Raw genomic sequence first — 20,898 nt, 5'->3', positions numbered from 1 at the left:
CCCAACCATGCCCAGAGAACGTCAGAACCTGCGCGCCGTGGACCTGACCTCAGCCGCCCTCGTCCGCAGTACCAAAACCGGCCGCATCTACCGCCTCGGCCCGCCGACTAAGAGAAACAGCAACATGAACGTGGTCAACCACTGCCAGCTCTACGCCCGCAACGGCCGGCTGGCCAGCGAGAAGTGGTACAGCCTGCACAAGCTGCAGCGGCTGGGCTTCAAACTCCACACTGTGCCCGTCGGGCAATTATCACTTACCAAGGCCTAGGGCCGCCCCAACTAATGAAAGCAATTACCCTGCACCAGCCCTACGCCACGCTCGTCATGCTGGGCTACGACATCAAGTGGCACGAAACCCGCTCGTGGTCCACCAAGCACCGCGGCCTGCTGGCTATCCACGCGGCGGCTGGGCAGCAGGCCTACGCGCGCGCCGCTGCCCAGCACCCGCTCATTGCCGAGGCCTTAGCTGCCCACGGCCTCACCTACGACACGCTGCCCTACGGCGCCCTGCTAGGCACGGTCGAGCTGCGCGAGGTGCACGAGATGACGCCGGCTTATATCGCCGAGCAGACACCCACCGAGTTGGCTACTGGCGACTGGCAGCCCGGCCGCTATGCCTGGCAGCTAGAAGACCGGCAGGCCTACGGGGCGCCCGTGCACTGCCGAGGCTACCAGCGGCTGTGGACAGTGCCTAAAGAGGTGGAATACGAAGCCATTTACAACTAGCCCCAATGCCAGAACCAGAAGACCTCCCCGTCGCCGGCTGCCTCTTCTGCGGGAGCCTGCCCCAACTGGAGCCCGCCGTGCACCACGGCTTCACCATCAGCTGCAACGCCTACGAGTGCCCCGTGCAGCCCGAGACCCGGCCCTTCGATACGGCCGAGCAGGCGGCGGCGGCGTGGAATGGGCGGGCGTAGGTATTACTAAAACCACATCCTTCAACCACCAACTCAAAACCCTATGACCAAAGAATCACTGGCGGCGCTTTTAAACGGCCGTGACTACCGCGAAGAAATTGATAACGCCGAAGCGGCGCAAGCAAAGGCTGCCGGGCTGGTTGTTGTATTTGGCGCCTCCGATGACCTGCTGGAATTTCGGGGCGCTATCTACGACGAAGTAGGGGCGTGGGATGGCGCTGTTGCTGTGTTGTTCAAGGGCAAGCGCGGCTGGGATGTGGTTCCCGATGACCGCGCTACCATCCGCGAAATAGAGGATGATGATACAATGATGGCTGCTCTAGCCGCGCAGAAAACCAACCAAAAGGTTGCCGCCGAATGGGCGCCCAAACAGCCAGAGGCCAGTTGGCTGATTACTACTTCCCTGCCCCACGCCACATTCGATATTTTGGATGATGGCGGGCTGTATTGCCGTGGGGTGGTACTCGACGTGAAGGACTTAAACTAATCCACCCACCCCGAGCCCACCCCACCCGGTGGGCTCCCATCGGCCCTCGGGCCACTGCTGCTATGCAACTCACCACCAATCTCACCTCCGACCAAGTAGATAAGTTGGTGCCTGGCCCTGCCACCGACCTGCTTGTGGCCAAACATCTGTTTCGGCTAGCTGCCTATTCGCCACATGCTCAGCCCGATGTGCCCGGCTATATCCGCAAAACGGGTAAGCGCGGTTTTGTGGCATTGCCACGCTACTCAGTGGATGGGGTCGCCGGCTTAGAAGTACTACAGCTGCTACTCGACAAAAATATTGATGTGCACATTGACAGCAGTGGCCGCACGGTAAGGCTGACGTTTCTCGACCGAGGCAAAGGAGGCGTGGATGGAGTTGCCGCCGCTTGGGAGGGTACGTTAGCTGACCTACCCTTAGCCCTTTGCCAAGCAGCACTCAAGCTTCCGTACCTCTAATGCCCGCCCCCGCCCCCACCTGGCGCCCCGGTGAGCCCGGCTACGGCGTGGTGGAGTACGCCGACGGGGGCCACAAGCGATTTATCGCCTTCGGCCCCCTGTCCGTGGCCTGCGTGGCCGAGCTCTGCGCCGTGGCCCGCAAGCACGGGGTCAAGCCCACCTCGACCGACGGCTGGCTCACCCAGAGCAGTAGCCAGAGCGAGCCTAAAGGAACCTGAGTGGCCTTTCGTCGTGTCCGGCTTTAAAGTGCGTATTTTACGATATATTAAGCATTACTTTTCCTTACTTCTATGGCCGCTGCTGCGCCCAAAAAGAAACCAAAGCCGCTGACTAACAAACAGAAAGAGTTTGTGACCGAGTACCTGTTGGATAAAAACGGTGCAGCAGCGGCTGAGCGGGCCGGCTATTCGGCCAAATGCAGCAAGCAAACAGCTCACGATTTGCTGCAGGATGAGCGCATTATGGCGGCCATCGACAAGGTACTGGATGAGAAGGCGATGCGGGCCAGCGAAGCGATTGGTTTGCTAGCCGATTGGGGGCGCGGCACGGTTAAACGCTTTTTGAAAGTGCAGGAAGATGGCAAGATGGTCATCAACCTGGCCCATGCCGAAGCGCAAGAGAACCTGCACTTGCTGAAGAAAGTGAAGCAGAAGCGGCGCATTACGCGGACAGAGCACGGTGAATTTGAGGACATCACCACCGAAATCGAGCTCTACGACGCCAAGGACGCGGTGCATAAGATTCTGCAGCTGCACGGCCGCTATGCTCCGCAGAAGGTAGACCACACCACCCTAGGGCAGGCCCTGCCCGCACCACAATCCAACATCTTCGTTCCCGACAATGGACGCTAAACGCTCCCGTATCCTGCTGCTTGCTAGCCATGCCTTTGCTATGCACGCGGCCCTAGGGCGGCTCACCCAGAAACTGGAAGCTGCCACAGTTGAAAAGCTCGCTGCGGGCTGCTCTAACGACCCAGCGCTGGCTAGTGAGCCTGAGTACTGCCCGCCCAGCGCAAAGTCGCTTTATGGCGCTTTCATTCCTGAACACGACATCAAGCACCACGTTGCGCAGGCCCTGAAGCCCGCCGGCTACGTGGGCTACAGCAACAGCCGCAGCGCGCGCCGCCGGCACTGGTAAGGCATGCCCGCTAGCCCCCGCATCGCCAAGCCCCGCAGCCGCCAAGCGCCGACCGAGCGGCCGCCCGGCATCTACCCGCAGCCGGGCTTCCAACTCGCGGCCCTGAGCACCCCGGCCGACATCGCCATCATCGGCGGCGGGGCCGGCGGGGGCAAGACCTACGCCCTGCTCATGGAGGCTAGTCGCCACCAGTACAACCCCGACTTCGGGGCCGTGGTGTTTCGGCGCTCCTACCCCATGATTATGAACGAGGGCGGCCTCTGGGATACCAGCAAGGCCCTCTACCCGCTGGTGGGCGCCACCCCTCGGGAGCAGCAGCTCGACTGGAAGTTTCCCGCCGGCGCCTCCGTGACCTTCCGCCACCTGCAGTACGAGCGCACCGTGCTCGACTGGCAGGGCTCGCAGATTCCGCTCCTCATCTTCGACGAACTTACCCACTTCACCAGCAAGCAGTTCTGGTACATGCTCAGCCGCAACCGAAGCACTTGCGGCGTGCGGCCCTACGTGCGGGCCTCTTGCAACCCCGACCCCGACTCGTGGGTAGCCGAGCTCATCGCCTGGTGGATTGGCGAGGACGGCTACCCGCTGCCCGAGCGCGCCGGCCGGCTGCGCTACTTTACCCGCGACGGCGAGCACATGGTCTGGGGCGATACGGCCGAGGAAGTCGTGGCCAAGGCCCCGCACCTGTTCGCGGGCGAGCTGGCCCAGACCCGACCCAAGTCACTCACCTTCATTCCGGGCAGCATCTACGAGAACCGCAAGCTGCTGGAAGTAAACCCCGAGTACCTGGGCAACCTCATGGCCCAGGACGTGGAAACCCGCGCCCAGCTACTGGAGGGCAACTGGAAAGTGAAGGTGGACGGGCTGGCCCTGTTCGAGCACCAGCGCCTGTTCGACCTCTTCAGCAACCACCTGCTGACCGACACGACCCCGCTGCGCTGCATCACGTGCGACGCCGCCGGCTTCGGCCGTGACCGCTGCGTGATACTGGTCTGGGTAGGCTACGAATGCGTAGCGGGCGTAGTGCTGAGCACCAGCGACAACCGCGAAATCTTTACGGCCATTGAGGTGCAGCGCAAGGCCTGGCGCGTGGCTGCCTCGGACGTGGTGGTGGACCAGGATGGCGTGGGCGGCGGCGTGGTGAAGCTCGGCGGCTACGCGGGCTTCCAGAACGACGCGCCCGCCTTCGAAGACCCCGAAACCGGCATCAAGGAGAACTACAAGAACCTTAAGACGCAGTGCTACTACCGCTTGGCCTTGCTGGTGAACACGGCCAGCCTGGCCGTAACAGTCACTACTGATAATTGGCTCATCGACGGCACGCGCACCAGTAAGCTCAAGGTAAGCGGCCAGGTGGTGACCGTGGCCGACATGCTACGGGGCGATTTGAAGGCTATTAAGCGCGATAAGCCCGACCGCGAAGGCAAGCTGCTCATCAATACCAAGGAGGAGCAGAAGATACTGCTGGGTCGCAGCCCCGACTTCGGCGACGCGGCCATGATGCGCTGCTACTTCGACGTGCGCCCTAGGGCCGCCAAGCCCTGGTTTATGAGGCGCGCGAACTAAGCCTTGGTGCAAGCGCCATTTATATGCTTACTTTACGCAATAAATACGGCAGCTACGGGACGGCGGCCGGGCATCCTTTCCGGTTTTTTCACCCCTTCCCTCATTTCCAATGGCTAACTGTGTTCGCCCCGACGCCATCGCTTCCATCAGTAAGGTGGCGTGCGCGGTCCACTTCTACCAAATGTGCGCCCTGCTGCTGCAGCGCGCGCAAGACACGCCCTCCTTCGCCAACGAGGCGGCCATGAAAACCCTGGCGGCGTGGTCGGCTCTGCTCACGGCCGACGACGGCACCAAAATCGTGAAGACGCCCGAGTTTGCGGGCTTTCAGATTCCGGGCTCCGAGCCCCAGTACGCCGAGCAGAACACCAACAACAGCATCGACGGCCTCGGCTATTTCACTGGCTTTAACTCGGTGCAGGCCAAGGGCCAGTTCATCGGCCTACCCTCGGACATCCGAACCCAGTTGGCCACCTACCAGGAGGAGAGCGCCGCCGGCCTGGACCCCGGCATGACGGCCTACATCCTGCTCAACGACGGCCGCATCGTCTACCAGAAGGACCCCACGTCGAGCGCCATCGGCGGCATTCCCTTCACCAACTTCTATATGGCTTCGCTGAAGTTAGACGGCTTCAAGGCCAACAATACCAACGACTTCGGCCTCTCGCTGCCCGGTGATTGGGATAAGAATCTGCAGGTGCTCACGCCCAGCTTTAACGCGCGCCTGAAGCTGGCCGCCTAGGCCGTGCTCCCACCTGAATTTTTCCACTTCCTAAAGCCTATTCCCGTGGCAAAAACCCAACTGGCACCCGCCCCCGAAGCCGCCGCGCCCGACATGGTGAAACTGCAGTGCAAGTCGCTCAATATCGATTCGCAGGACTTCACGCCCGCCCACGCCAAGCGCCTGCTGGCGTTCCAGCAAGCAAAAGGTGACGACAGCTGGCAGCCCGTCACCGAGGCGCCCAAAACCAACGACTAAGCCCCGCCTCCGTGGCCCTGCTCAGCTACCCCGACATTCAGCAGCTGCTAAAGTCGCCTCGTAACGGGGCGGCTTTAGCAGCGTGCGTCAACTACGAGCAGCGCCTACGCCTGCACGTGGATGCCGAGGTAAACCCAGCCGTGCAGCCGGCGGGCATGGAGACGCTGCTGGCGCTGCCTAAGAAGGTGCTGCCCACCGAAAAGTACGAGAAGTTCTGCGCCTTCATCCCCTCGCCCCTGCCCACGGTGAAAATCACGGGCAAGGTGAAGGATGGCCTCTCACGCGTGTTCGAGGCGCAGGACGGCTCGGTAACGGTGGAGCTGGCCACGGCTGAGCTCGAAACCGACTTCGAGACGTTTCGCACCGCGCAGGCCGAGGCCGACTTCTGGCCCGGCACCGCCTTCGAAGCCATGGCCCGGGCGCTGCACTCGATTCTGGTGGTGGACATGGCCACCGAGCAAACCACGCCCCGCCCCGAGCCTTACGTCTTCGCCCTCGACATCGCCAGCGTGGTGGACGTGGACATCAAGGCCGACGCCAGCTGCGAGTACTTGGCGTTTTGGCTGCCCTCGCGCCGCACCGATACAGATGAAGAAGTGCAACGCGTGGCCGTGTACGACGACGGCTACTACCGCATCTTCGAGAAGCTGAGCAAGGACAGCGAGTGGCCGCTGGAGCCGGTGCTGGAAAACGCGCACGTGCTGGGCTACTGCCCGGCCCGCATGCTCTGGAGCGATGCCCTAGGGCCCGCCACCGGCCTGCTGCGCTTCGGGCCCCTGACCAACGAACTGGGCGACCTCGACCGCTACGTGTACTGGTACGCCAGCATCGAGTACTTCAAGACCTACGGCATGTTTCCGCCGCTGTGGTCAGTGGAAGAGGAGTGCGCCTACGAGGGCCCCGGTGGCGAAAAGTGCCACGGGGGCTTCATTCAGGTTATTACCGGCTACGACTTCCCCAACGGCGCCGACGCGCCAGGCGTAGCGCGCTACCGCGAAAAGCCCTGCCCGACCTGCCAGGCCAACAAGTACCTAGGACCGGGCACCCACCTCAAAGTACCGGCCCCGACCAAGGACACGGGCGACACGCGCAACCCGCTGGCGTTTGTGAAGGTGGACATCGAGGCGCTCAAGGACGCCCGCCTGAGCCTGAAGGAGGAGCGGCAGGAAATCATCACCAGCTGCCTGGGCAGCGGTGGGGAGCCTACCACCGACCAGCCGCGCAACGAGCAGGACGTGCGCGCCGGCTTCGAAAACCAGCAGGACGTGCTGCTGGGCCTAAAGCGCAACTTCGACAAGGCGCGCACCTGGACGCTCACCACCCAGGGCAAGCTGCGCTACGGCCCGCTTTTCCGGCGGGCGGTAGTCAATTCCGGCGAGCAGTTCTACCTCAAAACGCCCACCCAGCTGAGCCAGGAAGAAGTGGAGGCCCGCAAGGCCGGCCGCCCGGTATTCGAGCTTAGCCAGTACCGGGAGATGCGCTACTTCACGCTGTACCGCAACAACCCGCCGCTGCTCGACCGCATGCGCATCCTCTCGGACCTGGAGCCTTATCCGGAGTATTCGATTGAGCAGATTACCACCATGATTGCCGCCTCGCTCAACCAGGGCGGCAGCTACCTGCTCAACATCTACGCCCCCGAGAAACTGGCGCTCAAGGCTGATTTCGCCCGCTACATCACGCGCTTCGAATCCGAGCAAACCGACGTGCGCACGTTCGCTGCCCTGCAGCCCTACTACCTCAAGCTTCAGCTCATCACCACCATTTTACTTTCGTATGTCAGCCTCGCTAACACCCCAAAAAGTTGACCTCAAGGCGCTGCAGCAGCAGCAAATTGACGCCGACGGCAACTTCGCTGCTTCTCAGGAGGAGAAGGTAAGCGGCAACGTAGACAAGAGCTACAAGCTGCCCAAGCACGCTGCCCACCGCATTCACATCAAACTGAGCCGGAAAGTCCACCTTCCCGCAGAAGAAGACTACGAGTGGAAGTCTGAGATTATGGAGTTGTCGCCGGCTGAGTTTGAGCGCATGAAGAGCAACGGCTCATTCAATGGCTATAAGAAGCAGGAGATTCTCCATGACCCGCGACCTAAGTCGGTGCAGCAGGCCAGCAAGACGGGCGATATCGACGCTGGCACTCCTTCGGACCCCAAAACGTCGCTTGCCTCGCTGCAGGCCGCGCAGATGCGCTACCGCGAGCTGACCAACCACGATGCCCCGACCGACAAGAGCTTCGAGGAACTGCTGGAACTGATTGCCCCCCTAGAAGCGCAGCTCAAGGCCAAGTCCACCACCGGCGGCGCCGTGAAAAAGCCGCTGCGCAGCCTGGTAGACGCCCAGGACCGCTACAAAGAGCTCGTGGGCAAAGCTGCGCCTGAAGACAAAAGCTTCACCGAGCTGAAGGAGGCCATCACCCACTTTGAAAGCCCCGAGGGCGCGGCCGACCTGGAGGCCGCCAAGGCCTAGTCATTCCCATCCGCCCGGGCCGGCCACTGGCAGCAGTGGCCGGCCCCTAGGGCTTACTCCTATCAACCTACTATGAAATTCGCTCAATTCCCCCAAGCAAACGATGTGTTACGGGCCGCTCCTGGCACCGAAGACTACGTGCAGGACCTCTACATCTTCCGCTCGCAGCCCTACGTGGTGAGCGCGGTAGACTTCGATGCCGAGGAGCTAGCCCAAATACTGGCCAGTGGCCGCGTGTACTTGCAAATCGATGGCGAGGCCGGCACTACTGCCGCCGCTTATGAGCAGTGCCTGCGCCACTTCGCCATGATGGCCGACTTCTACGACGCCCACGTTGCCTCGCCCATGCTGGTGAGCTTTCCCGGCGCCAACGCTGGCGCGTTTGTCTTCATGCAGCCGCTACCGGGCCAGCAACTGCCCGCTGATTCGCGTCCCTGCGCCGTGGGCTGCTTCGAGTTTACAGAGACTGAGCTACGCCAGATTAGCAGCACCGGACGGGTATTCGTCAAAGCGTTGGGCGTCACGCACCCGCCTATCTGCGTGCACGCCAGCAACCCCATTGTCTTCAGCGAACCAGCTGCTGAGCCTGAGCTAAATCCGCTCACCGACTTGTCAGCCCAGCAAAACTAGCTTTTTCATTTTCACCTTTTTACCACCCACTGAACGGGACTCAGATGGCACTTACCGACGACACCTTCACCGTAGAGGAATTTCAGGCTGCAGTAGCCAAAAACCCCGCGCTCAAAGACGTGGCCATTGCCAGTGTCAAGCACCTAGGGCTGACGCCCTACACCCAGCAGGAGTACGACGCGGCGCTCAGCACCAAAATTGATGAAAAGACCAATGAGATTTACTCAGGTCTGGACAAAGACTTATTCGAAACCAGTGGCATGGCCAAGGCCAGCGGCACCGAGAAGACCTACAATTACCTCAAGCGGGTAGTTGGCGAACTCAAATCCGCGCCTACGGCCCTGCAAACCAAGATTACGGAGCTCGAAGACGCTATCAAAAATGGCGGCGGGGACGCCACGCTACGGGCGCAGCTGCAGCAGCTCAAGGACAAGGAAACGCAGTACCAGGCCGACCTCAAGGACCGCGATACCAAGCTGTTTCAAAAGGACGTGGCCCTAGACATCCGCGACGGGCTGCGCGAGTTGAAGTTCGACCCCACCGTGAAGGAGTCGCTGCGCAAGCTGGCCATCAGCAACGCTACAGCCAACATCATGGCCCTGGCCACGGTCGAGAAGGACGCGGCGGGTAACGAGAACATCCGTTACGTGCGCGACGGTAAGGTTTTGCTTGACAAAGATGGCAAGCCGGCCACGGCCAAGTACCTGCTCGAAACCGAGGAGCTGACGGATGTGCTGGACGCTGGCCAGCAGGGCCAAGGCGGCGGCGCGGGCGCTGGCGGCCAGGGCGGCAAAGGCGGCAAGGTGAGCGTGCCCGAGGTGTTGCCGGGCGATGTGAAGACCCAAAGCCAGCTAATCGACTACCTGCTTAAGCTGGGCCTAGCCCAGGAGACTGACGAATTCGATACCGCTTTCGACAAGCTGGGCAAAGGCTTGCCGATTCGCTAAGACTACTGCCTACCGGCCGCTGGGTGCTCACGTGACGAGCCCCGGCGGCCACTCTGTACCCCAAGTTGCCTGAGTGATTAAGGGACGATTACTCAACTGTTTACGCCACCTTTTTACCATCACTTTTCTTCCCTTATCACCATATGGCCACCCTAGTAGCCACTCTCAAGCAGTACATCCGCACCAAATACAAGGGCCGGATTGACCGCAACGAACTGCGCCCGTCGGAGTACGGCGCCCTCAACCTGTTTCGCAAGCAGTCGGCCTCGGCAATGTCGATTCTGACGCCCGAAATCAAAGACGCCATTGTTAACTCGTTTGGTAACGAGGTGCAGATTCCCGTGCTCGACTTCGAAAACATCACCATTGGCAACCTCCGGACCTGCGAAATTCAGACCGGCGGGGCTGATTCGAAGCTGATGACCGTGGTGCTGTTCACCATGGCCTTCGGCTTCCCGATGGTGCCCTCGCGCCACCGCAACAACGATTTGGGCATGCAGGAGTACTTCGCCCGCAACCTGGAAGCCCGCCGCCTCAAGGCGCTGGAATTCCTGGATGGCAAGTGCGTGGACTTTCTGAACCTGAACAAGAACGCCTATTTCCCGGCCGGCATGACGGCGTACTACCCCGTGTCGGGTAACGCGCTGCAAGTGAGTCTGGAGGATTCGAAGGAGTTTTTCAACTACGTGCCCAGCATCCTGGCTACCCAGGACTTCGGCGGCCGCCCCGACGTGCTCACCAACCCCATGGGCATGGCCTACGTGCGCAAGTTGGAAGCCCAGGGCACGATGAACGCCGAAAACCTGGCCTACCAGGTGGAAAACCTCGGTGACTTCTTCCAGTCGAACCGGGTGCTGAACGGCGCCGGCGTAAAGAGCACCGAGTACCTAGTGGGCGACGGCGCCGTGGCAATTCAAACCCGCCTCGACCCCGACACCTACGACGGCCACCAAATCGGCAATGGCGATACGCCTAGCAACCTGTGGACCACCCAGGACCTGCCGGGCCTCGGTACCGTGGGCCTTTACTACCAGGCCAAATGCTCGGACGAGAGCGTGCGCCTAGCAGCCGAGCGCCTCGACGGGCTGACCCGCACGTTTGTGGAGTCGTTCGAGTGGAGCTGGGACGTGGCCCTACTTAAGAGTTACAACAGTGATGGCAGCACCCGCTACACGCCCATCACCAAGGCTGAGCTGCTGCTAGCCTAGCAGCTAAAGTACCCGCTTGCGGGAGTTTTTCGTGTTTTCATAGCTCAGAAAGGGCCGGCTCGCTGGGCCGGCCTTTTTTGGCTGAATGCCTTGGTATCATGTACAACCTGCTCACCCTCACTGCCTGCCTGGCCCCGCTGCTGGCGTTTCGGCAGCCGCCCGAAGCTTCTCCCGACGAGCCGCAGCTGGCCGCCGGCCTGCTCATTGCCGACGGCCAGGTGGCCGTGCAGGATGTGCACCCGCTGCTGACGCTGGCCAATCTGCGCGCCGTAGCCCCGCAGGTGCCAGGGGCCGGTACCGACATCGGCGCGCAGCTCAGCGCCTACCTCGACCAGGCGCGCCGGGCGGCCGTAGCGAAGGTGCTGGCGGCCTTTACGGCGCGCAAAAAGCTCACGGGCACCGGCAAGACGTTGCTGGCCGACGGCAAGCTCACCGGCCAGCACGGCGAGTACCGGCGCAAAGTCATCAAGCAGGGCCGCTTCGTGGGCCTGGCGCTACGGCCGGCCGCCGGCAAGGACGTGCTGGTGAGCGTGACGGGCCTCGGCACGCAGTTCACCGACCTGAACCCCAATTTCCGGCTCTACCTCTACCACAGCAGCAGCCAGCAGCCGGTGGCCCAGTACGAGGTGCCGCGGGCGAATAAGGTGTATTTCGAGTGGACGCCCATTGCCATCGCCTTGCCCCTAGGGGCCGACGTGGGCGAGTACCGGCTAGGCTACTTCGAAGACGATTTAGTCGGCCAGGCCGTGGACTTGCAGCGCGACTTCAGCCAGCGGCCCGGCTCGTGCTGCGGCTCGGACTACCTACTCTTCGATGCCTACGCGCCCTACGTGCAGGTGCGCGGCTTCACCACGCCCGCCGAGGAGGGCACCGACGTGCTGCCCGGCGACGGCCGGGTGAGCTACGTGAGCGACTCCAACTTCGGGCTGAACCTGCAAGTGTCGGTCGTGTGCGACCTGAGCGAGTACTTCTGCCGGCACAAGGCCCTGTTTGCCGAGGCCCTGCAATTGCAGCTGGCTGCGGACCTGCTGAGTCAGATGGCCAATACCACCCGCAACAACGGGCTAGCGTCGGGTGTGCAGGCCTTGGCCCTAGTAGAACTCAACAACCGGCCCGACTACCAGCCGGGCCTGCTCAGCCGGTTGGAGAAGGCCCTCGGCGCGCTCGATGTGGACTTGTCGGGCATTTCGAAGCCCTGCTTGCCGTGCAAAACCAATGGGTATAAAGTAGGGGCTGTATAGATGGAAAAGCAATTCACCTTCACGGAATTACCTGTTACGATTGATAGCGAAGTCGTAACCTCCGTATATCTGCAAGCCCACCACGCTAGTGAGCCGCAGCCCGTGGCACTACTGAAACTAGAATTAGACCCCGAGGGTAATCCGGGATGGATTGGGCCGCTATTTGTGGTTGAAAACTGGCGCTCGTGTGGCTTAGGGTCAAAGCTACTGGCGCAGGCCTTTGAACTAGCTCGCCGCGCCGGCCTCAAAACAGTAGGGCTCTCTGTAAATCGGAAGAATGAGGGCGCGCAACGCTTGTATGAGCGCCTAGGCTTCCTGCCATATATCACCGGGCAAGAGGGGTACAAGCAACTTATCAAAGTGCTGTGATTACCGACCGCCTCGACAACCTGGCCCGCGCCCTCGGGGCCCTGCCCGAACTGCTGACCTACGCCACCGAGCAGGTGGTGCAGGATAATGCGTTTCTGCTGGAGCTCGACAACCAGCAGCAGCTCGCAGCCGGCCTCGACAGCCAGGACCGGCCCATCACGCCGGAGTACGCGCCCCTTACGCGCCTGCTCAAGCAGGAGCAGGGCCTGGACCCTTCCAAGGTCACACTACGCGATACGGGAGCCTACTACGCCAGCATCGTGGCCCAGGTGCGCGGGCAGGAGCTCGACTTCCAGGCCGACGACCCGAACGACTTGGCCGGCAAGTACGGCGAGGATATCCTCGGGCTCAGCCCCGAAGCCAAAGAAACTTTTCAGGAGGAAGTGGTGCGCCCCGACCTCGAACAGCAGGCGCGCCGCGCCCTAGGCCTATGACGCCCTTTCACACGCTCGACGACAACACGCTGTTTACGGCTACCTATTGCTGGCTGCACGAAGAGGACACCACCGGTACCAAGTCGCTGCGCACGGCCATCGGCACTTGGCGCTGGGAGGATGTGGGCTCGGTGCAAACGCTGGACCCCGAACAATTTAAGGAGCTGGATGCCCCGCGCTGCGCCGTGCAGGCCCAGGGCGGCTGGATTTACCTGCGCGCCGAGCACGACGCCGTACTGGCCGCCTGGCGGGCCTGGCGGCGCAAGTACACGGGCTACTTCCTCACGTTTACCCAAATGAACTGAGCTATGGTTTCCTACGCCGACCCCTTCGCCCCCACCATTGACCGCCCCGTGGGCCTGGATGCCGAGATTCAGCGGCTGCAGCTGCTGCTGCTGGCCGGGCTGCCCTGGTTGCAGCTTAGCTACGGCAAGGCCTACCGCGGCAGCCGCAAGGTGGGCGGCAAGGTGCAGTACTACCCCGAGGTGTATGCCGGCGAGGGCGAGTACCGCGACGTGCTGCCCAACGACAACGTGCAGGCGCAAAGCTTCTTTTATCCCACCGGGCCCGCCGTCAACCCCGAACGTGAGCCAGTACCAGGCACGCTCGGGTTTACGCAGTCAGTTGATGTCATCTTCTGGATGAACCTGCAGCGCATCGACCCGACTAAGCAGTATCGCTTCGAGAGCGAGTTGCTAGTGGACGTGGCGCGCGTGCTCAACGACGACGGCCAGGCGCGCATCCTGCGCGTGTTCACGGCGGCCGAGGATGTGTTTAAGGGCTTCTCGCTGGAGCTAGTCAAGAGCGAGTCGGCCCTGCGCCAGCCCTACGCCGGCTTCCGCCTCTCGCTGGAAGTGCAGGCGCTCAACGTGCTCTGCGAGCCCGAATTCGTGCCTGGTGACGGCTTGCAGCTTACTCAAGGCGGGTACCTAAAGCTAAGCGGCAAATAGACTGAAAAATATTCCGCAAAACCTCTGAAAAATATTCGTCATGCTCTTGAATCCCCTAGCCATCGTTCTGCTTACCGGCCTCACGGCTGCCTCATTGCTCGTGTGCCTGGCCAAGTGGGGCGTACTCGCTGCCTGGGAGGTACACCGACCGTCGTGGGCGCCTAAGCTTTGTTTGTTTTGCCTAGGCTACTGGCTCTCGGTGCTGCTGCTGGTCCTAGGGCTGGCCATGTGGGTGCACCTGTTCAAGCTGCCTACCTGGGGCATCTTGGCTGCCCTGCCCCTAGGGCTACCGGCGGCTGCCGTGTGCCGAGCGGTGGCGGGCCCCTTGCAGTGAAGTGCTGTAAAATTACAGCAGCAAAAACCCGCTCAGAAGTAGTTAAAAGCAAGGTGTGCTGTACAATTACAGCAAGCAAAAAGCCCCGCTAGCGCAATGCTAACGGGGCTTTTTGCTTGTCGAAGCATCTCTACCGCGCCTACTTACTTGGCACTAGCGCGATGCGAATATCCTGCGCCTGCACCTTCAGCGCCTGCATGCCTTTGCGCACGCGGGTGGCGGCCGCGCGGTTGCCCTTGTTGGCTTTGAGCACATCTTCTTCGAGGGCCAGCATGTCGGCTTTGAGCTTGCCGAAGGGTTTGTCTATGTTGGTAATCTGGGGTACGGCCATGGGATTAAAAGTGAAGGTGAAAAATGAAGGGGACTAGGTAGAGGGCCAGCAGCAGCACCAAGCCCGCGATGGCGAGCCAGGTGCGTTGCGGGCCGTTGAAGTCGTTGCGCGCCGTGGTAGTCGGCGACTGGTAGCCGTAGCGGTACTCGCGCCAGGCGTAGGCGAATGCTGTCCAGTCACCGGGCTGTGCGCCGGGCAGCAGCGGCGGGGCGGCCCACTGCAGCCAGAGCCGGGTGAAGTTGTAGGCCTCGTCGTGGCAGAGCGGAAACAGTAGCGCCGTGGGCAGCACCTCGATGAGCAGCAGCCAGGCCCCGTGCCAGCGAAACACTAGCACGGCGGCCGCGCCCACCAGCAGCACGGCCAGCCGCTGCCACGTCATGCCGCCGTGCTCGTTGCTGCTGAACGACTCGGCGCCGCGGCGGGCGTAGAGAATGGCTTCGAGCCAGCCGGCCAGGGCCGCGAACAGTTGATAGGTAAGCGCCAGCATACTACTTGCGCAGGGCCGCTACGATGAGGCCAACGATACCATAGAGCACGTACAGCCCTAGGGGCACGAGGCTCAGGTAAGTGACGGTCGTGGCGCGGCCGTGCTGGGTGAGGATGCCCACGAAGGCGACCAGCAGCAGGACTACCAGCAGGGTGAGGCTAAAGCGTTGCATAAGAGAGGGAAAAAGGGTAAAAAACTTACTCGGCTTGGTTCTTTTGCAGCAGGTGCTCCAAGGCGCTGTGGAAGTCGGCCAGGCTCAGCTCCTGGGCCCTGGGGAAGCCCTGAGCCGCCATGGCCGCGCAGGTAGCCCCGAACTGCCGGCGGTGCAGGGTGAGCACGTTCTCGGGCGAGTCGTCGTCATAGACCTCGGGCTTCAGTTGGTCGAGCAGCCAGGCGTCGAGTAGGTCGATTTCCTGCTGGTAGCGGGCCTCGCCAGTAGCTACCAGCTGGCACAGCGCCAGGGCCCGGCGCTGCTGCTGCTGGTAGAGGCGCTGGGCCTCGGTGTCGGCCGCCCCGAAGCGGGTAGGAAAGAGGGAACTCAATGCCGACGCCAGTTTTTTTTTACGTCGGCCACTTCCGCGGCTACCAGTTCCTCGGTGAGGCCTAGGCTACTGAGCAGCGCCAGCAGCCGCTGCAGGCCCGCTTCGCTCCTGTCCGTCCAGGGCTGGCCATCGACCTCCGCTACCAGGCAGCCGAAGGCCAGTTGGCGCGAGCTAAAGCTGTCGAACGAGTCGGCGAAGCTGTAGTGCAGCAAAGCCAGCGCATCGGCGGCCTCCTCGGTGCGGCCGGCCGCCAGCAGGGCCGTGGTGGTGGCGAAGTGCGCGTCGATGGCGCCCGGCCCGCTGCCGATGCCCGCCGCCCGCAGGCACCAGTGCTGAAACTCGTTGTGCAGGCCGGCGGGCAGCTCCTGCGGCGTCTGGTAGAGCAGCACCGCGTGCGACTGGGCGAGGAGTACTAAGCGCATAGGGCAAAGCTACGGGATTTTATAGCTTATTTTACGCACATAAAAACGCCGAATGTCCCCTCTCTCCGCCGGACCGCAGTTTCGCTACACGCTCAGCACCGGGGCGGGCTACCTCGCGCCCCAGCGCCTGCGCTACGAGCCCACCGGCTGGGACGGCACGACGGTTAATTTGCACCGCGACCCCAAGAACCACGGCGTCAGCGGCGAGTACTCGCCCCAGCTGGGCTTCGTGAAGGACGGCAAGGCCTACCTGACCCGCGCCTACCAGGCGGGCGGAGTGGAGGCCGACGCGCGGGTGCTCATCGAGCAGTACGCGCCCAACGACTTTCTCTGGCAGCCCTACTACCGGGGCCGGGTGGACTTTACCAGCGCCGAGTTCACCGATACGGCCGTCAAGGTAAGCCTGGAGCAGCAAAGCTGGCTGCAGAAGTTTCTGAGTCGCAGCAGCGTCAAGGTGGATTTGTTTGCGGGTACCACCGTGGGCGGCAGCACCGGGCCCACGCCCGCCCAAACGACGGTGCAACTGCACTCGCGGGCCATTTTGCAGCGCTACGCCGCCAGTCAACTGGGTGCCGAAACCGAGCTTACCGTGGGCAACATGTACGGGGGCAACGGCGACGCCAGTCACGAGCAGCTGCTCTACTTCGGCTTCAACACCCCGCAACTTAACGAGGTGAACCTGGGGGCCGTGGCCGGCGGCTTCGTGGCGGGCGGCGAGGCCGACGCCGTGCCTATCCACCGCATGCCGGGCGACGGGGAGCTGACGCTGGAGCTGGCCCTGCGCTACCAGGTGCACGCCGAGCGCACCACCGGCTTCTACTTCCGCAAGTTTCGCCGCGTGGAGGTCAAGTATCGGCTCAAAATAGTGGGTTCCGTCAACGAAACCATCGACCTGCTGCCACCCACCGACGTGCGAGTGGACAGCCTCTACGACGCGCTGGTGCAGGTGCCGCCCCTTACCCGCACCTGGCAGCTCAAGAAAAACGACGCGGTGTACCTCTACGCCGACTACTACGTGCACGAGCTCACGGGCCTGGACGTGGACCAGTACCAGGCCACGATTACGGCTACCATGCTGCCGGGCTCCTACCTGAACCTGCGCTCGACCACCACCACCGACCCGAGCCCGGCCACGGGCCTACTGCTCTACGAGGCCTTCGAGCGCCTTGCTCAGGCCCTCTCGGATGAGGTGGACGTGTTTCGTAGCGACTTCTTCGGCCGCCAGGACCGCGGCTATGCCCAGGACGGGCCCGGCGCCCACACGCTGCTCACCGGCGGCTTTCAGGTGCGCGGCTTCCCGCTACTCACGGCCCCGGCGCCGGCCGCCGGCGCCACTGACCTGCGCAAAACCTTGTTTGCCAGCTGGGACGAGCTATTTTCATCAGCGGCCGCTACCTGGGCCCTCGGGGCAGGGCCCGAATGGGAGGGCGACAAGCTGGTGTACCGGGTGGAACCCCTCTCCTACTGGTACGGGACGGATGTGGTGCTCGACCTCACGGGCGCCGGCGTGCTGGCCGACTCGGTGAAGGTGGTCGAGAGCCGGCTTTACCAGACGGTGGAGGTCGGCAACGAGAGCTGGCAGCCCGAGGCCGCTAATGGCCTCGACGAGGTGAACGGCAAGCGTCAGTTCACCACCCCGCTCACCGTCACCAGCAACGCTTACCAGGCGCTGAGCAAGTACTCGACGAGCGGTAGCCTCTTGGAAGCCACCCGCCGCAACCGCTACGACGCCACGGCCACCACCGACACCAGCCAGGACACCACCAACTTCCTGGTGTGCCTCTGGCCCACCGGCGGCCGGCCCGCCTACGAAACCGAGCGCCTGCAGCGCGTGGCGCGCCTCGATGGGGTACTCTCGCCGGCTACTATCTACAACGTGGCCCTCACGCCGGCCCGCGTGGCCCGCGCCCACGCCGCGGCCTTCGGGGCGGGCCGGCCGCCGGGTGCGGCCCTAGGGCTGCGCTACCAGAGTGGGGAAGGCAACGTCACCGTGCGCAGTCAGCTGGTGAGTGAGGCGACGCTGGTAGCCGAAAATGCCGACGTAGCGCCGGCCGACCTGCCGGCCCCGCTCTGGAAGCCTGAGCAGGCCGACGTGAAGGGCGTGCCCCTCTCCCGCGCCCAGCTGCGGGCCCTGCTGGCCGCCCCCACGGGCCGCGTGCGCTACCGCAGCAGCAGCGCCCAGGGCCAGGTGCGCGAGGGCTGGCTGCTCGACGCCGCCCACCAGGCCGCGGCCGAAACGGCCGACTTTACCCTTTTGCTCTGCGCATCCTAGTCCTATGGCCCTGGCTCCCTCCCTCGTCTCCTACTTCGTCACTCAGCCCACGCGCCAGGTGCCCACGGCCTCGCTGCGCATCGTAGCGGCCCAGGGCGACTCAGTGGGGCCGCTCACGATTCAGATTCCGGGCCTTTTCGCGGGCGTTTCCAGCATGGACGCGCCCGGCGCGGGCCCCGGCCAGTACGCCTACGAGCAAAGCGGCATCACGCCTGGCGCGACCTACGAGGCCACTATCTCGGATGCAAGCCCGGCGCACTTGCCCTCCTTTACGGTGGAGTTCACCGTGGACCCCGCCCCGCCCGTCGTGCGCGGCTGCTCCGACCCCTTGGCCACCAACTACCAGGCCGGTACCACCGACGACGACGGCTCGTGCGTGTACACCCCGCCCCCACCCCTAGAGCCTTTCTTCGCCGCGCCGCTGCTGCAGAGCCTGCGCTTCGTCGTGCGCGGCGACGGCGGGGCCCTAGGGGTAGACAGTACCCTGTTCTGCGAGCAGCCCCGCCCCGGCCAGCAGGTGCGCCCCGCCTACTACCAGCTGGTGGAGAACGGCGACCAGGTGCGGGTGCAGGTGCTCACCTCCTATTCAGCCGTCACGGCCACCGTGCGCCGGCACGGGGGCAGCCAGGTTGGTGCTCCCGTGGCCCTTGTGCAGGTGCTGACGCTGGAAGGCAGCGCCGCGCCCCTAGGGGTGGTGCTCAGCGAAGACAAGCCTACCGGCCTCACCCGCCTGACGCCCGCCGTGGGCCTAGGCCTGCCGGCCAGCTTGCTGCAGGCCGCGCGCCTGACGCTGGCCGGTGCGGCCACCGGCACTTACCGCATCCAGCAGGCGCTGCTCGGCACCGTGGCCAGCCCCGCCGACTCGGTGCTACTCAACCGGCCCTGGGTGGCGGTGAGCGGTATTATTTCCGCCAGCTGGCAGCTCACCGGGCCCGGTTACAACGTCTTCGAGGCCGACCTGCCCGTGGCTGGCCTCGCCACCGGCTACTACCAGGTGCAGCTGCGCGCCACGCGCGCCGGCTGGCCCGATGCCGTAGCCGACTCGGAGCCCCTCAGCGTGCGCGCCGGCTGGCCCAAGACCTTGGCCGTGGACTTTCGCAACGCCGACAACTGCTTCGGGGCCGTGTTCAGCACCGGCTTCACCCCGCGGGTGCGGGTGACGGCTACGTGCTTTCGCCAGAAGCCCGGCGGCAGCAGCAGCGGCTACCGCGACTCGGCTGGCCAGCTCACGGTGCTCAGCGCCACCGCGCAGCGCCTGCTCAGCTTCGAAACCTACCTGCAGCCCGCCTGGATGCACGAGAAGCTGGCCCTGGCCTGCCGCCTGGATTACCTCGCGGTGGGCGGCGTGCGCTGCCAGACCGACCAAGCCTACGAGCCGGCTGACGAGCGCGCTTACTCGCTCTCGGGCGGGCGGGTGAGCCTGGAGCAGGTCGCCTGGCTGGGCAGTGGCGGCAACGGCGACGACGCGGGCGTGAGCGACACCGTGCCGGCCAATGCCTTGCAGCTGCACGAAACCGGGTATCTGCTGCTGCGCAGCTTCCAGTCCTAGGGCAGGCTGTTTTTATATGCTTACTTTACGCAATAAATAAGCAGCCGCTATGGGGTTTCTCCGCGACATCAAGCAGTTTTGGCCGAAAGGCTCGCCCTTGCCGGGGGATGGGATATTTTTCTTTTACTCGCCCCAGCACGATACCGAGTTCAAGGTACTGCCTGAGCAACTGGCGCCCCCGGTTGAGGCGCCGGGCCCTGCCGAGATAAGCGCCGAGGACATCCTCGACGCCACGCCTGCGGGCGTGGCGTTGCTCACGGCCGGCAGCGCCGAGCAGCAGCAGCAACTGCTCGACCACTATGTTATTGACCCCGAAGGAGATTTTCCTGGCTTCAGTACTGTTACCCAGCAAGGTGGGGCAATGGACTGGGCGGTTGAGCAACTGCGCCACCTGCTCAGTCAGGCCAGCCCCGCCCAGCCCGAGGCGCCCGCTAACGGCCACGTCGATGACCAAGGCAATACGCTTTACGGTGACATCGTACCGGGCTTCCCGGCCGCCGCCGATTACGAGGTAACCGGCGTGACAGGTTTCCCCGGCGTGGTAAACCTGGCTACTACCGGTGGGGACGTGCAGGTCGGCACGGTGTACGCGCGTGGCATTACCGGCGAGCGCGCCCTAGGCACGGTAGGTATTCGCGTGACGGCCAGTGGCAACCGTCCGGCTGGCAAGTGGCTGCTGAACACCGAGCGCTTCACGGCCTCCGATGGGGCGGGCACCGGTAGTCCGCCCCCTGCAACTACCACCTACACCGGCAACTATACCCCCACGGCCCAGGACATTGCCGCCGCCTGCGGCAGCGCCGGGGGCACGGGGCAGCTGACTACGCGCACCAGCACGGAAAGCCAAGCTGCCGCCGACCTGGCGGCCAAGAACGCAGCGCTGGCGGGCATTGTGTGTAACGTGCCGGCCAGCTACAACACGGCGCTCACCGCCAGCAATCAGTTCAGTCCCGGTGGGGTATCGTTCCCGGCAACGGGTACGGCCAAGCTGCGCCTCAACGACATTCCCACGGCTAGCGGACCGACTATCAGCGTGGTGTTTACGGCAGCCGGCTACACCATTTATGTGGACTATCCCAGCGAGTTCGGTGGGCAGCAGTTCGAGTTTACCGACAACGCCGGGGCAATCCACACGGCAAATTTTCCGACTTCCAACACGACGCTAGCGTATTAAG

30 protein-coding genes are annotated in these 20,898 nt (G+C 63.4%); 25 read left to right on the top strand and 5 right to left on the bottom strand.

All coding sequences use genetic code 11. The features are described from left to right. Positions 1 to 7: 7 nt before the first annotated feature. The 22 genes from HHL22_RS20680 (at position 8) to HHL22_RS20575 (ending at position 14,120) form a co-directional block, all read left to right on the top strand. Positions 8 to 268, top strand: a complete 261-nt coding sequence (locus HHL22_RS20680) for a hypothetical protein (protein ID WP_169533277.1) — start codon at positions 8 to 10, stop codon at positions 266 to 268. Positions 269 to 282: 14 nt separating this feature from the next. Next, entirely contained in the window at positions 283 to 726 is a 444-nt protein-coding gene (locus HHL22_RS20675) for an ASCH domain-containing protein (RefSeq protein WP_169533276.1), read from the top strand. Between the two features lie 5 nt (positions 727 to 731). After that, positions 732 to 917 (top strand): hypothetical protein, encoded by a 186-nt coding sequence (locus tag HHL22_RS20670; protein ID WP_169533275.1) that lies wholly within the window; start codon positions 732 to 734, stop codon positions 915 to 917. Positions 918 to 960: 43 nt separating this feature from the next. After that, positions 961 to 1,404 carry a hypothetical protein gene (locus HHL22_RS20665; protein WP_169533274.1) on the top strand — a complete coding sequence of 148 codons (444 nt, stop codon included), beginning with the start codon at positions 961 to 963 and terminating at the stop codon, positions 1,402 to 1,404. Positions 1,405 to 1,466: 62 nt separating this feature from the next. Next, positions 1,467 to 1,862 (top strand): hypothetical protein, encoded by a 396-nt coding sequence (locus HHL22_RS20660; RefSeq protein WP_169533273.1) that lies wholly within the window; start codon positions 1,467 to 1,469, stop codon positions 1,860 to 1,862. Beyond that, on the top strand, positions 1,862 to 2,080 hold the full coding sequence (locus HHL22_RS20655; RefSeq protein WP_169533272.1) for a hypothetical protein: 219 nt from the start codon (positions 1,862 to 1,864) through the stop codon (positions 2,078 to 2,080). The genes HHL22_RS20660 and HHL22_RS20655 overlap by 1 nt, the downstream gene beginning before the upstream one ends. Before the next feature lie 72 nt (positions 2,081 to 2,152). Continuing rightward, positions 2,153 to 2,713 carry a terminase small subunit gene (locus tag HHL22_RS20650; RefSeq protein WP_169533271.1) on the top strand — a complete coding sequence of 187 codons (561 nt, stop codon included), beginning with the start codon at positions 2,153 to 2,155 and terminating at the stop codon, positions 2,711 to 2,713. After that, positions 2,703 to 2,999, top strand: coding sequence for a hypothetical protein (locus HHL22_RS20645; protein ID WP_169533270.1), 297 nt, complete (start codon positions 2,703 to 2,705; stop codon positions 2,997 to 2,999). The genes HHL22_RS20650 and HHL22_RS20645 overlap by 11 nt, the downstream gene beginning before the upstream one ends. 3 nt (positions 3,000 to 3,002) lie before the next feature. Further along, the gene (locus tag HHL22_RS20640; RefSeq protein ID WP_169533269.1) at positions 3,003 to 4,565 is read left to right on the top strand and encodes a terminase large subunit domain-containing protein; all 1,563 of its coding nucleotides are present in this window, start codon (positions 3,003 to 3,005) and stop codon (positions 4,563 to 4,565) included. 109 nt (positions 4,566 to 4,674) lie between these two features. Continuing rightward, complete coding sequence (locus tag HHL22_RS20635; protein ID WP_169533268.1) at positions 4,675 to 5,304, top strand: hypothetical protein; 630 nt, start codon at positions 4,675 to 4,677, stop codon at positions 5,302 to 5,304. Between the two features lie 45 nt (positions 5,305 to 5,349). Beyond that, a complete protein-coding gene (locus tag HHL22_RS20630; RefSeq protein ID WP_169533267.1) occupies positions 5,350 to 5,541 on the top strand; it encodes a hypothetical protein in 192 nt (63 codons plus the stop codon). An 11-nt stretch (positions 5,542 to 5,552) separates the two neighbouring features. Then, positions 5,553 to 7,349 carry a hypothetical protein gene (locus HHL22_RS20625; protein ID WP_169533266.1) on the top strand — a complete coding sequence of 599 codons (1,797 nt, stop codon included), beginning with the start codon at positions 5,553 to 5,555 and terminating at the stop codon, positions 7,347 to 7,349. Continuing rightward, the gene (locus HHL22_RS20620; RefSeq protein WP_169533265.1) at positions 7,318 to 8,007 is read left to right on the top strand and encodes a hypothetical protein; all 690 of its coding nucleotides are present in this window, start codon (positions 7,318 to 7,320) and stop codon (positions 8,005 to 8,007) included. The genes HHL22_RS20625 and HHL22_RS20620 overlap by 32 nt, the downstream gene beginning before the upstream one ends. A 72-nt stretch (positions 8,008 to 8,079) precedes the next feature. Continuing rightward, a complete protein-coding gene (locus HHL22_RS20615; protein ID WP_169533264.1) occupies positions 8,080 to 8,637 on the top strand; it encodes a hypothetical protein in 558 nt (185 codons plus the stop codon). A 44-nt stretch (positions 8,638 to 8,681) separates the two neighbouring features. After that, positions 8,682 to 9,584, top strand: a complete 903-nt coding sequence (locus HHL22_RS20610) for a hypothetical protein (RefSeq protein ID WP_169533263.1) — start codon at positions 8,682 to 8,684, stop codon at positions 9,582 to 9,584. A 143-nt stretch (positions 9,585 to 9,727) separates the two neighbouring features. Then, positions 9,728 to 10,792 (top strand): hypothetical protein, encoded by a 1,065-nt coding sequence (locus HHL22_RS20605; RefSeq protein WP_169533262.1) that lies wholly within the window; start codon positions 9,728 to 9,730, stop codon positions 10,790 to 10,792. Between the two features lie 98 nt (positions 10,793 to 10,890). Further along, complete coding sequence (locus HHL22_RS20600; RefSeq protein ID WP_169533261.1) at positions 10,891 to 12,033, top strand: hypothetical protein; 1,143 nt, start codon at positions 10,891 to 10,893, stop codon at positions 12,031 to 12,033. Then, a complete protein-coding gene (locus HHL22_RS20595; protein WP_169533260.1) occupies positions 12,034 to 12,402 on the top strand; it encodes a GNAT family N-acetyltransferase in 369 nt (122 codons plus the stop codon). Then, complete coding sequence (locus HHL22_RS20590; RefSeq protein WP_169533259.1) at positions 12,399 to 12,836, top strand: hypothetical protein; 438 nt, start codon at positions 12,399 to 12,401, stop codon at positions 12,834 to 12,836. Before HHL22_RS20595 ends, HHL22_RS20590 begins: the two co-directional genes overlap by 4 nt. Further along, positions 12,833 to 13,141 (top strand): hypothetical protein, encoded by a 309-nt coding sequence (locus HHL22_RS20585; protein ID WP_169533258.1) that lies wholly within the window; start codon positions 12,833 to 12,835, stop codon positions 13,139 to 13,141. Before HHL22_RS20590 ends, HHL22_RS20585 begins: the two co-directional genes overlap by 4 nt. A gap of 3 nt (positions 13,142 to 13,144) precedes the next feature. Further along, a complete protein-coding gene (locus HHL22_RS20580; protein WP_169533257.1) occupies positions 13,145 to 13,786 on the top strand; it encodes a hypothetical protein in 642 nt (213 codons plus the stop codon). A gap of 40 nt (positions 13,787 to 13,826) precedes the next feature. Further along, complete coding sequence (locus HHL22_RS20575; protein ID WP_169533256.1) at positions 13,827 to 14,120, top strand: hypothetical protein; 294 nt, start codon at positions 13,827 to 13,829, stop codon at positions 14,118 to 14,120. 139 nt (positions 14,121 to 14,259) lie between these two features. On the opposite strand, the gene HHL22_RS20570 is transcribed toward HHL22_RS20575, so the two are convergent. Genes HHL22_RS20570 through HHL22_RS20550 form a run of 5 tightly spaced genes read right to left on the bottom strand, consistent with a single transcriptional unit; the run spans position 14,260 to position 15,902 of the window. Then, positions 14,260 to 14,451 carry a histone H1 gene (locus tag HHL22_RS20570; RefSeq protein WP_169533255.1) on the bottom strand — a complete coding sequence of 64 codons (192 nt, stop codon included), beginning with the start codon at positions 14,449 to 14,451 and terminating at the stop codon, positions 14,260 to 14,262. 4 nt (positions 14,452 to 14,455) lie between these two features. Next, on the bottom strand, positions 14,456 to 14,938 hold the full coding sequence (locus HHL22_RS20565) for a hypothetical protein (protein WP_169533254.1): 483 nt from the start codon (positions 14,936 to 14,938) through the stop codon (positions 14,456 to 14,458). A gap of 1 nt (position 14,939) precedes the next feature. Continuing rightward, entirely contained in the window at positions 14,940 to 15,110 is a 171-nt protein-coding gene (locus tag HHL22_RS20560; protein WP_169533253.1) for a hypothetical protein, read from the bottom strand. Between the two features lie 25 nt (positions 15,111 to 15,135). Then, positions 15,136 to 15,480 (bottom strand): hypothetical protein, encoded by a 345-nt coding sequence (locus HHL22_RS20555; RefSeq protein WP_169533252.1) that lies wholly within the window; start codon positions 15,478 to 15,480, stop codon positions 15,136 to 15,138. After that, on the bottom strand, positions 15,477 to 15,902 hold the full coding sequence (locus HHL22_RS20550; RefSeq protein WP_169533251.1) for a hypothetical protein: 426 nt from the start codon (positions 15,900 to 15,902) through the stop codon (positions 15,477 to 15,479). Before HHL22_RS20550 ends, HHL22_RS20555 begins: the two co-directional genes overlap by 4 nt. A gap of 52 nt (positions 15,903 to 15,954) precedes the next feature. On the opposite strand from HHL22_RS20550, the gene HHL22_RS20545 reads away from it, so the two are divergent. Genes HHL22_RS20545 through HHL22_RS20535 form a run of 3 tightly spaced genes read left to right on the top strand, consistent with a single transcriptional unit; the run spans position 15,955 to position 20,897 of the window. Then, entirely contained in the window at positions 15,955 to 18,174 is a 2,220-nt protein-coding gene (locus HHL22_RS20545; RefSeq protein WP_169533250.1) for a hypothetical protein, read from the top strand. A 4-nt stretch (positions 18,175 to 18,178) separates the two neighbouring features. After that, positions 18,179 to 19,723, top strand: a complete 1,545-nt coding sequence (locus tag HHL22_RS20540) for a hypothetical protein (protein WP_169533249.1) — start codon at positions 18,179 to 18,181, stop codon at positions 19,721 to 19,723. Positions 19,724 to 19,772: 49 nt separating this feature from the next. Next, positions 19,773 to 20,897, top strand: coding sequence for a hypothetical protein (locus HHL22_RS20535; protein WP_169533248.1), 1,125 nt, complete (start codon positions 19,773 to 19,775; stop codon positions 20,895 to 20,897). Position 20,898 lies beyond the last annotated feature (1 nt).

Origin of the sequence: Hymenobacter polaris (assembly GCF_012927305.1) — a bacterium.
GTDB classification, from domain to species: domain Bacteria; phylum Bacteroidota; class Bacteroidia; order Cytophagales; family Hymenobacteraceae; genus Hymenobacter; species Hymenobacter polaris.
The sequence above is the reverse complement of the archived record's forward strand: the minus strand, read 5'-3'. Positions and strand labels throughout refer to the sequence as shown.

Bases quoted from the DNA above. Each gene is read 5' to 3' on its own strand.
- HHL22_RS20575 (WP_169533256.1), top strand. From the start codon at position 13,827: ATGCTCTTGAATCCCCTAGCCATCGTTCTGCTTACCGGCCTCACGGCT.
- HHL22_RS20605 (WP_169533262.1), top strand. From the start codon at position 9,728: ATGGCCACCCTAGTAGCCACTCTCAAGCAGTACATCCGCACCAAATAC.
- HHL22_RS20600 (WP_169533261.1), top strand. From the start codon at position 10,891: ATGTACAACCTGCTCACCCTCACTGCCTGCCTGGCCCCGCTGCTGGCG.
- HHL22_RS20655 (WP_169533272.1), top strand. From the start codon at position 1,862: ATGCCCGCCCCCGCCCCCACCTGGCGCCCCGGTGAGCCCGGCTACGGC.
- HHL22_RS20650 (WP_169533271.1), top strand. From the start codon at position 2,153: ATGGCCGCTGCTGCGCCCAAAAAGAAACCAAAGCCGCTGACTAACAAA.
- HHL22_RS20585 (WP_169533258.1), top strand. From the start codon at position 12,833: ATGACGCCCTTTCACACGCTCGACGACAACACGCTGTTTACGGCTACC.
- HHL22_RS20550 (WP_169533251.1), bottom strand. From the start codon at position 15,902: ATGCGCTTAGTACTCCTCGCCCAGTCGCACGCGGTGCTGCTCTACCAG.
- HHL22_RS20540 (WP_169533249.1), top strand. From the start codon at position 18,179: ATGGCCCTGGCTCCCTCCCTCGTCTCCTACTTCGTCACTCAGCCCACG.
- HHL22_RS20645 (WP_169533270.1), top strand. From the start codon at position 2,703: ATGGACGCTAAACGCTCCCGTATCCTGCTGCTTGCTAGCCATGCCTTT.
- HHL22_RS20560 (WP_169533253.1), bottom strand. From the start codon at position 15,110: ATGCAACGCTTTAGCCTCACCCTGCTGGTAGTCCTGCTGCTGGTCGCC.
- HHL22_RS20635 (WP_169533268.1), top strand. From the start codon at position 4,675: ATGGCTAACTGTGTTCGCCCCGACGCCATCGCTTCCATCAGTAAGGTG.
- HHL22_RS20595 (WP_169533260.1), top strand. From the start codon at position 12,034: ATGGAAAAGCAATTCACCTTCACGGAATTACCTGTTACGATTGATAGC.
- HHL22_RS20640 (WP_169533269.1), top strand. From the start codon at position 3,003: ATGCCCGCTAGCCCCCGCATCGCCAAGCCCCGCAGCCGCCAAGCGCCG.
- HHL22_RS20615 (WP_169533264.1), top strand. From the start codon at position 8,080: ATGAAATTCGCTCAATTCCCCCAAGCAAACGATGTGTTACGGGCCGCT.
- HHL22_RS20660 (WP_169533273.1), top strand. From the start codon at position 1,467: ATGCAACTCACCACCAATCTCACCTCCGACCAAGTAGATAAGTTGGTG.
- HHL22_RS20680 (WP_169533277.1), top strand. From the start codon at position 8: ATGCCCAGAGAACGTCAGAACCTGCGCGCCGTGGACCTGACCTCAGCC.
- HHL22_RS20545 (WP_169533250.1), top strand. From the start codon at position 15,955: ATGTCCCCTCTCTCCGCCGGACCGCAGTTTCGCTACACGCTCAGCACC.
- HHL22_RS20565 (WP_169533254.1), bottom strand. From the start codon at position 14,938: ATGCTGGCGCTTACCTATCAACTGTTCGCGGCCCTGGCCGGCTGGCTC.
- HHL22_RS20535 (WP_169533248.1), top strand. From the start codon at position 19,773: ATGGGGTTTCTCCGCGACATCAAGCAGTTTTGGCCGAAAGGCTCGCCC.
- HHL22_RS20620 (WP_169533265.1), top strand. From the start codon at position 7,318: ATGTCAGCCTCGCTAACACCCCAAAAAGTTGACCTCAAGGCGCTGCAG.
- HHL22_RS20665 (WP_169533274.1), top strand. From the start codon at position 961: ATGACCAAAGAATCACTGGCGGCGCTTTTAAACGGCCGTGACTACCGC.
- HHL22_RS20670 (WP_169533275.1), top strand. From the start codon at position 732: ATGCCAGAACCAGAAGACCTCCCCGTCGCCGGCTGCCTCTTCTGCGGG.
- HHL22_RS20580 (WP_169533257.1), top strand. From the start codon at position 13,145: ATGGTTTCCTACGCCGACCCCTTCGCCCCCACCATTGACCGCCCCGTG.
- HHL22_RS20570 (WP_169533255.1), bottom strand. From the start codon at position 14,451: ATGGCCGTACCCCAGATTACCAACATAGACAAACCCTTCGGCAAGCTC.
- HHL22_RS20675 (WP_169533276.1), top strand. From the start codon at position 283: ATGAAAGCAATTACCCTGCACCAGCCCTACGCCACGCTCGTCATGCTG.
- HHL22_RS20610 (WP_169533263.1), top strand. From the start codon at position 8,682: ATGGCACTTACCGACGACACCTTCACCGTAGAGGAATTTCAGGCTGCA.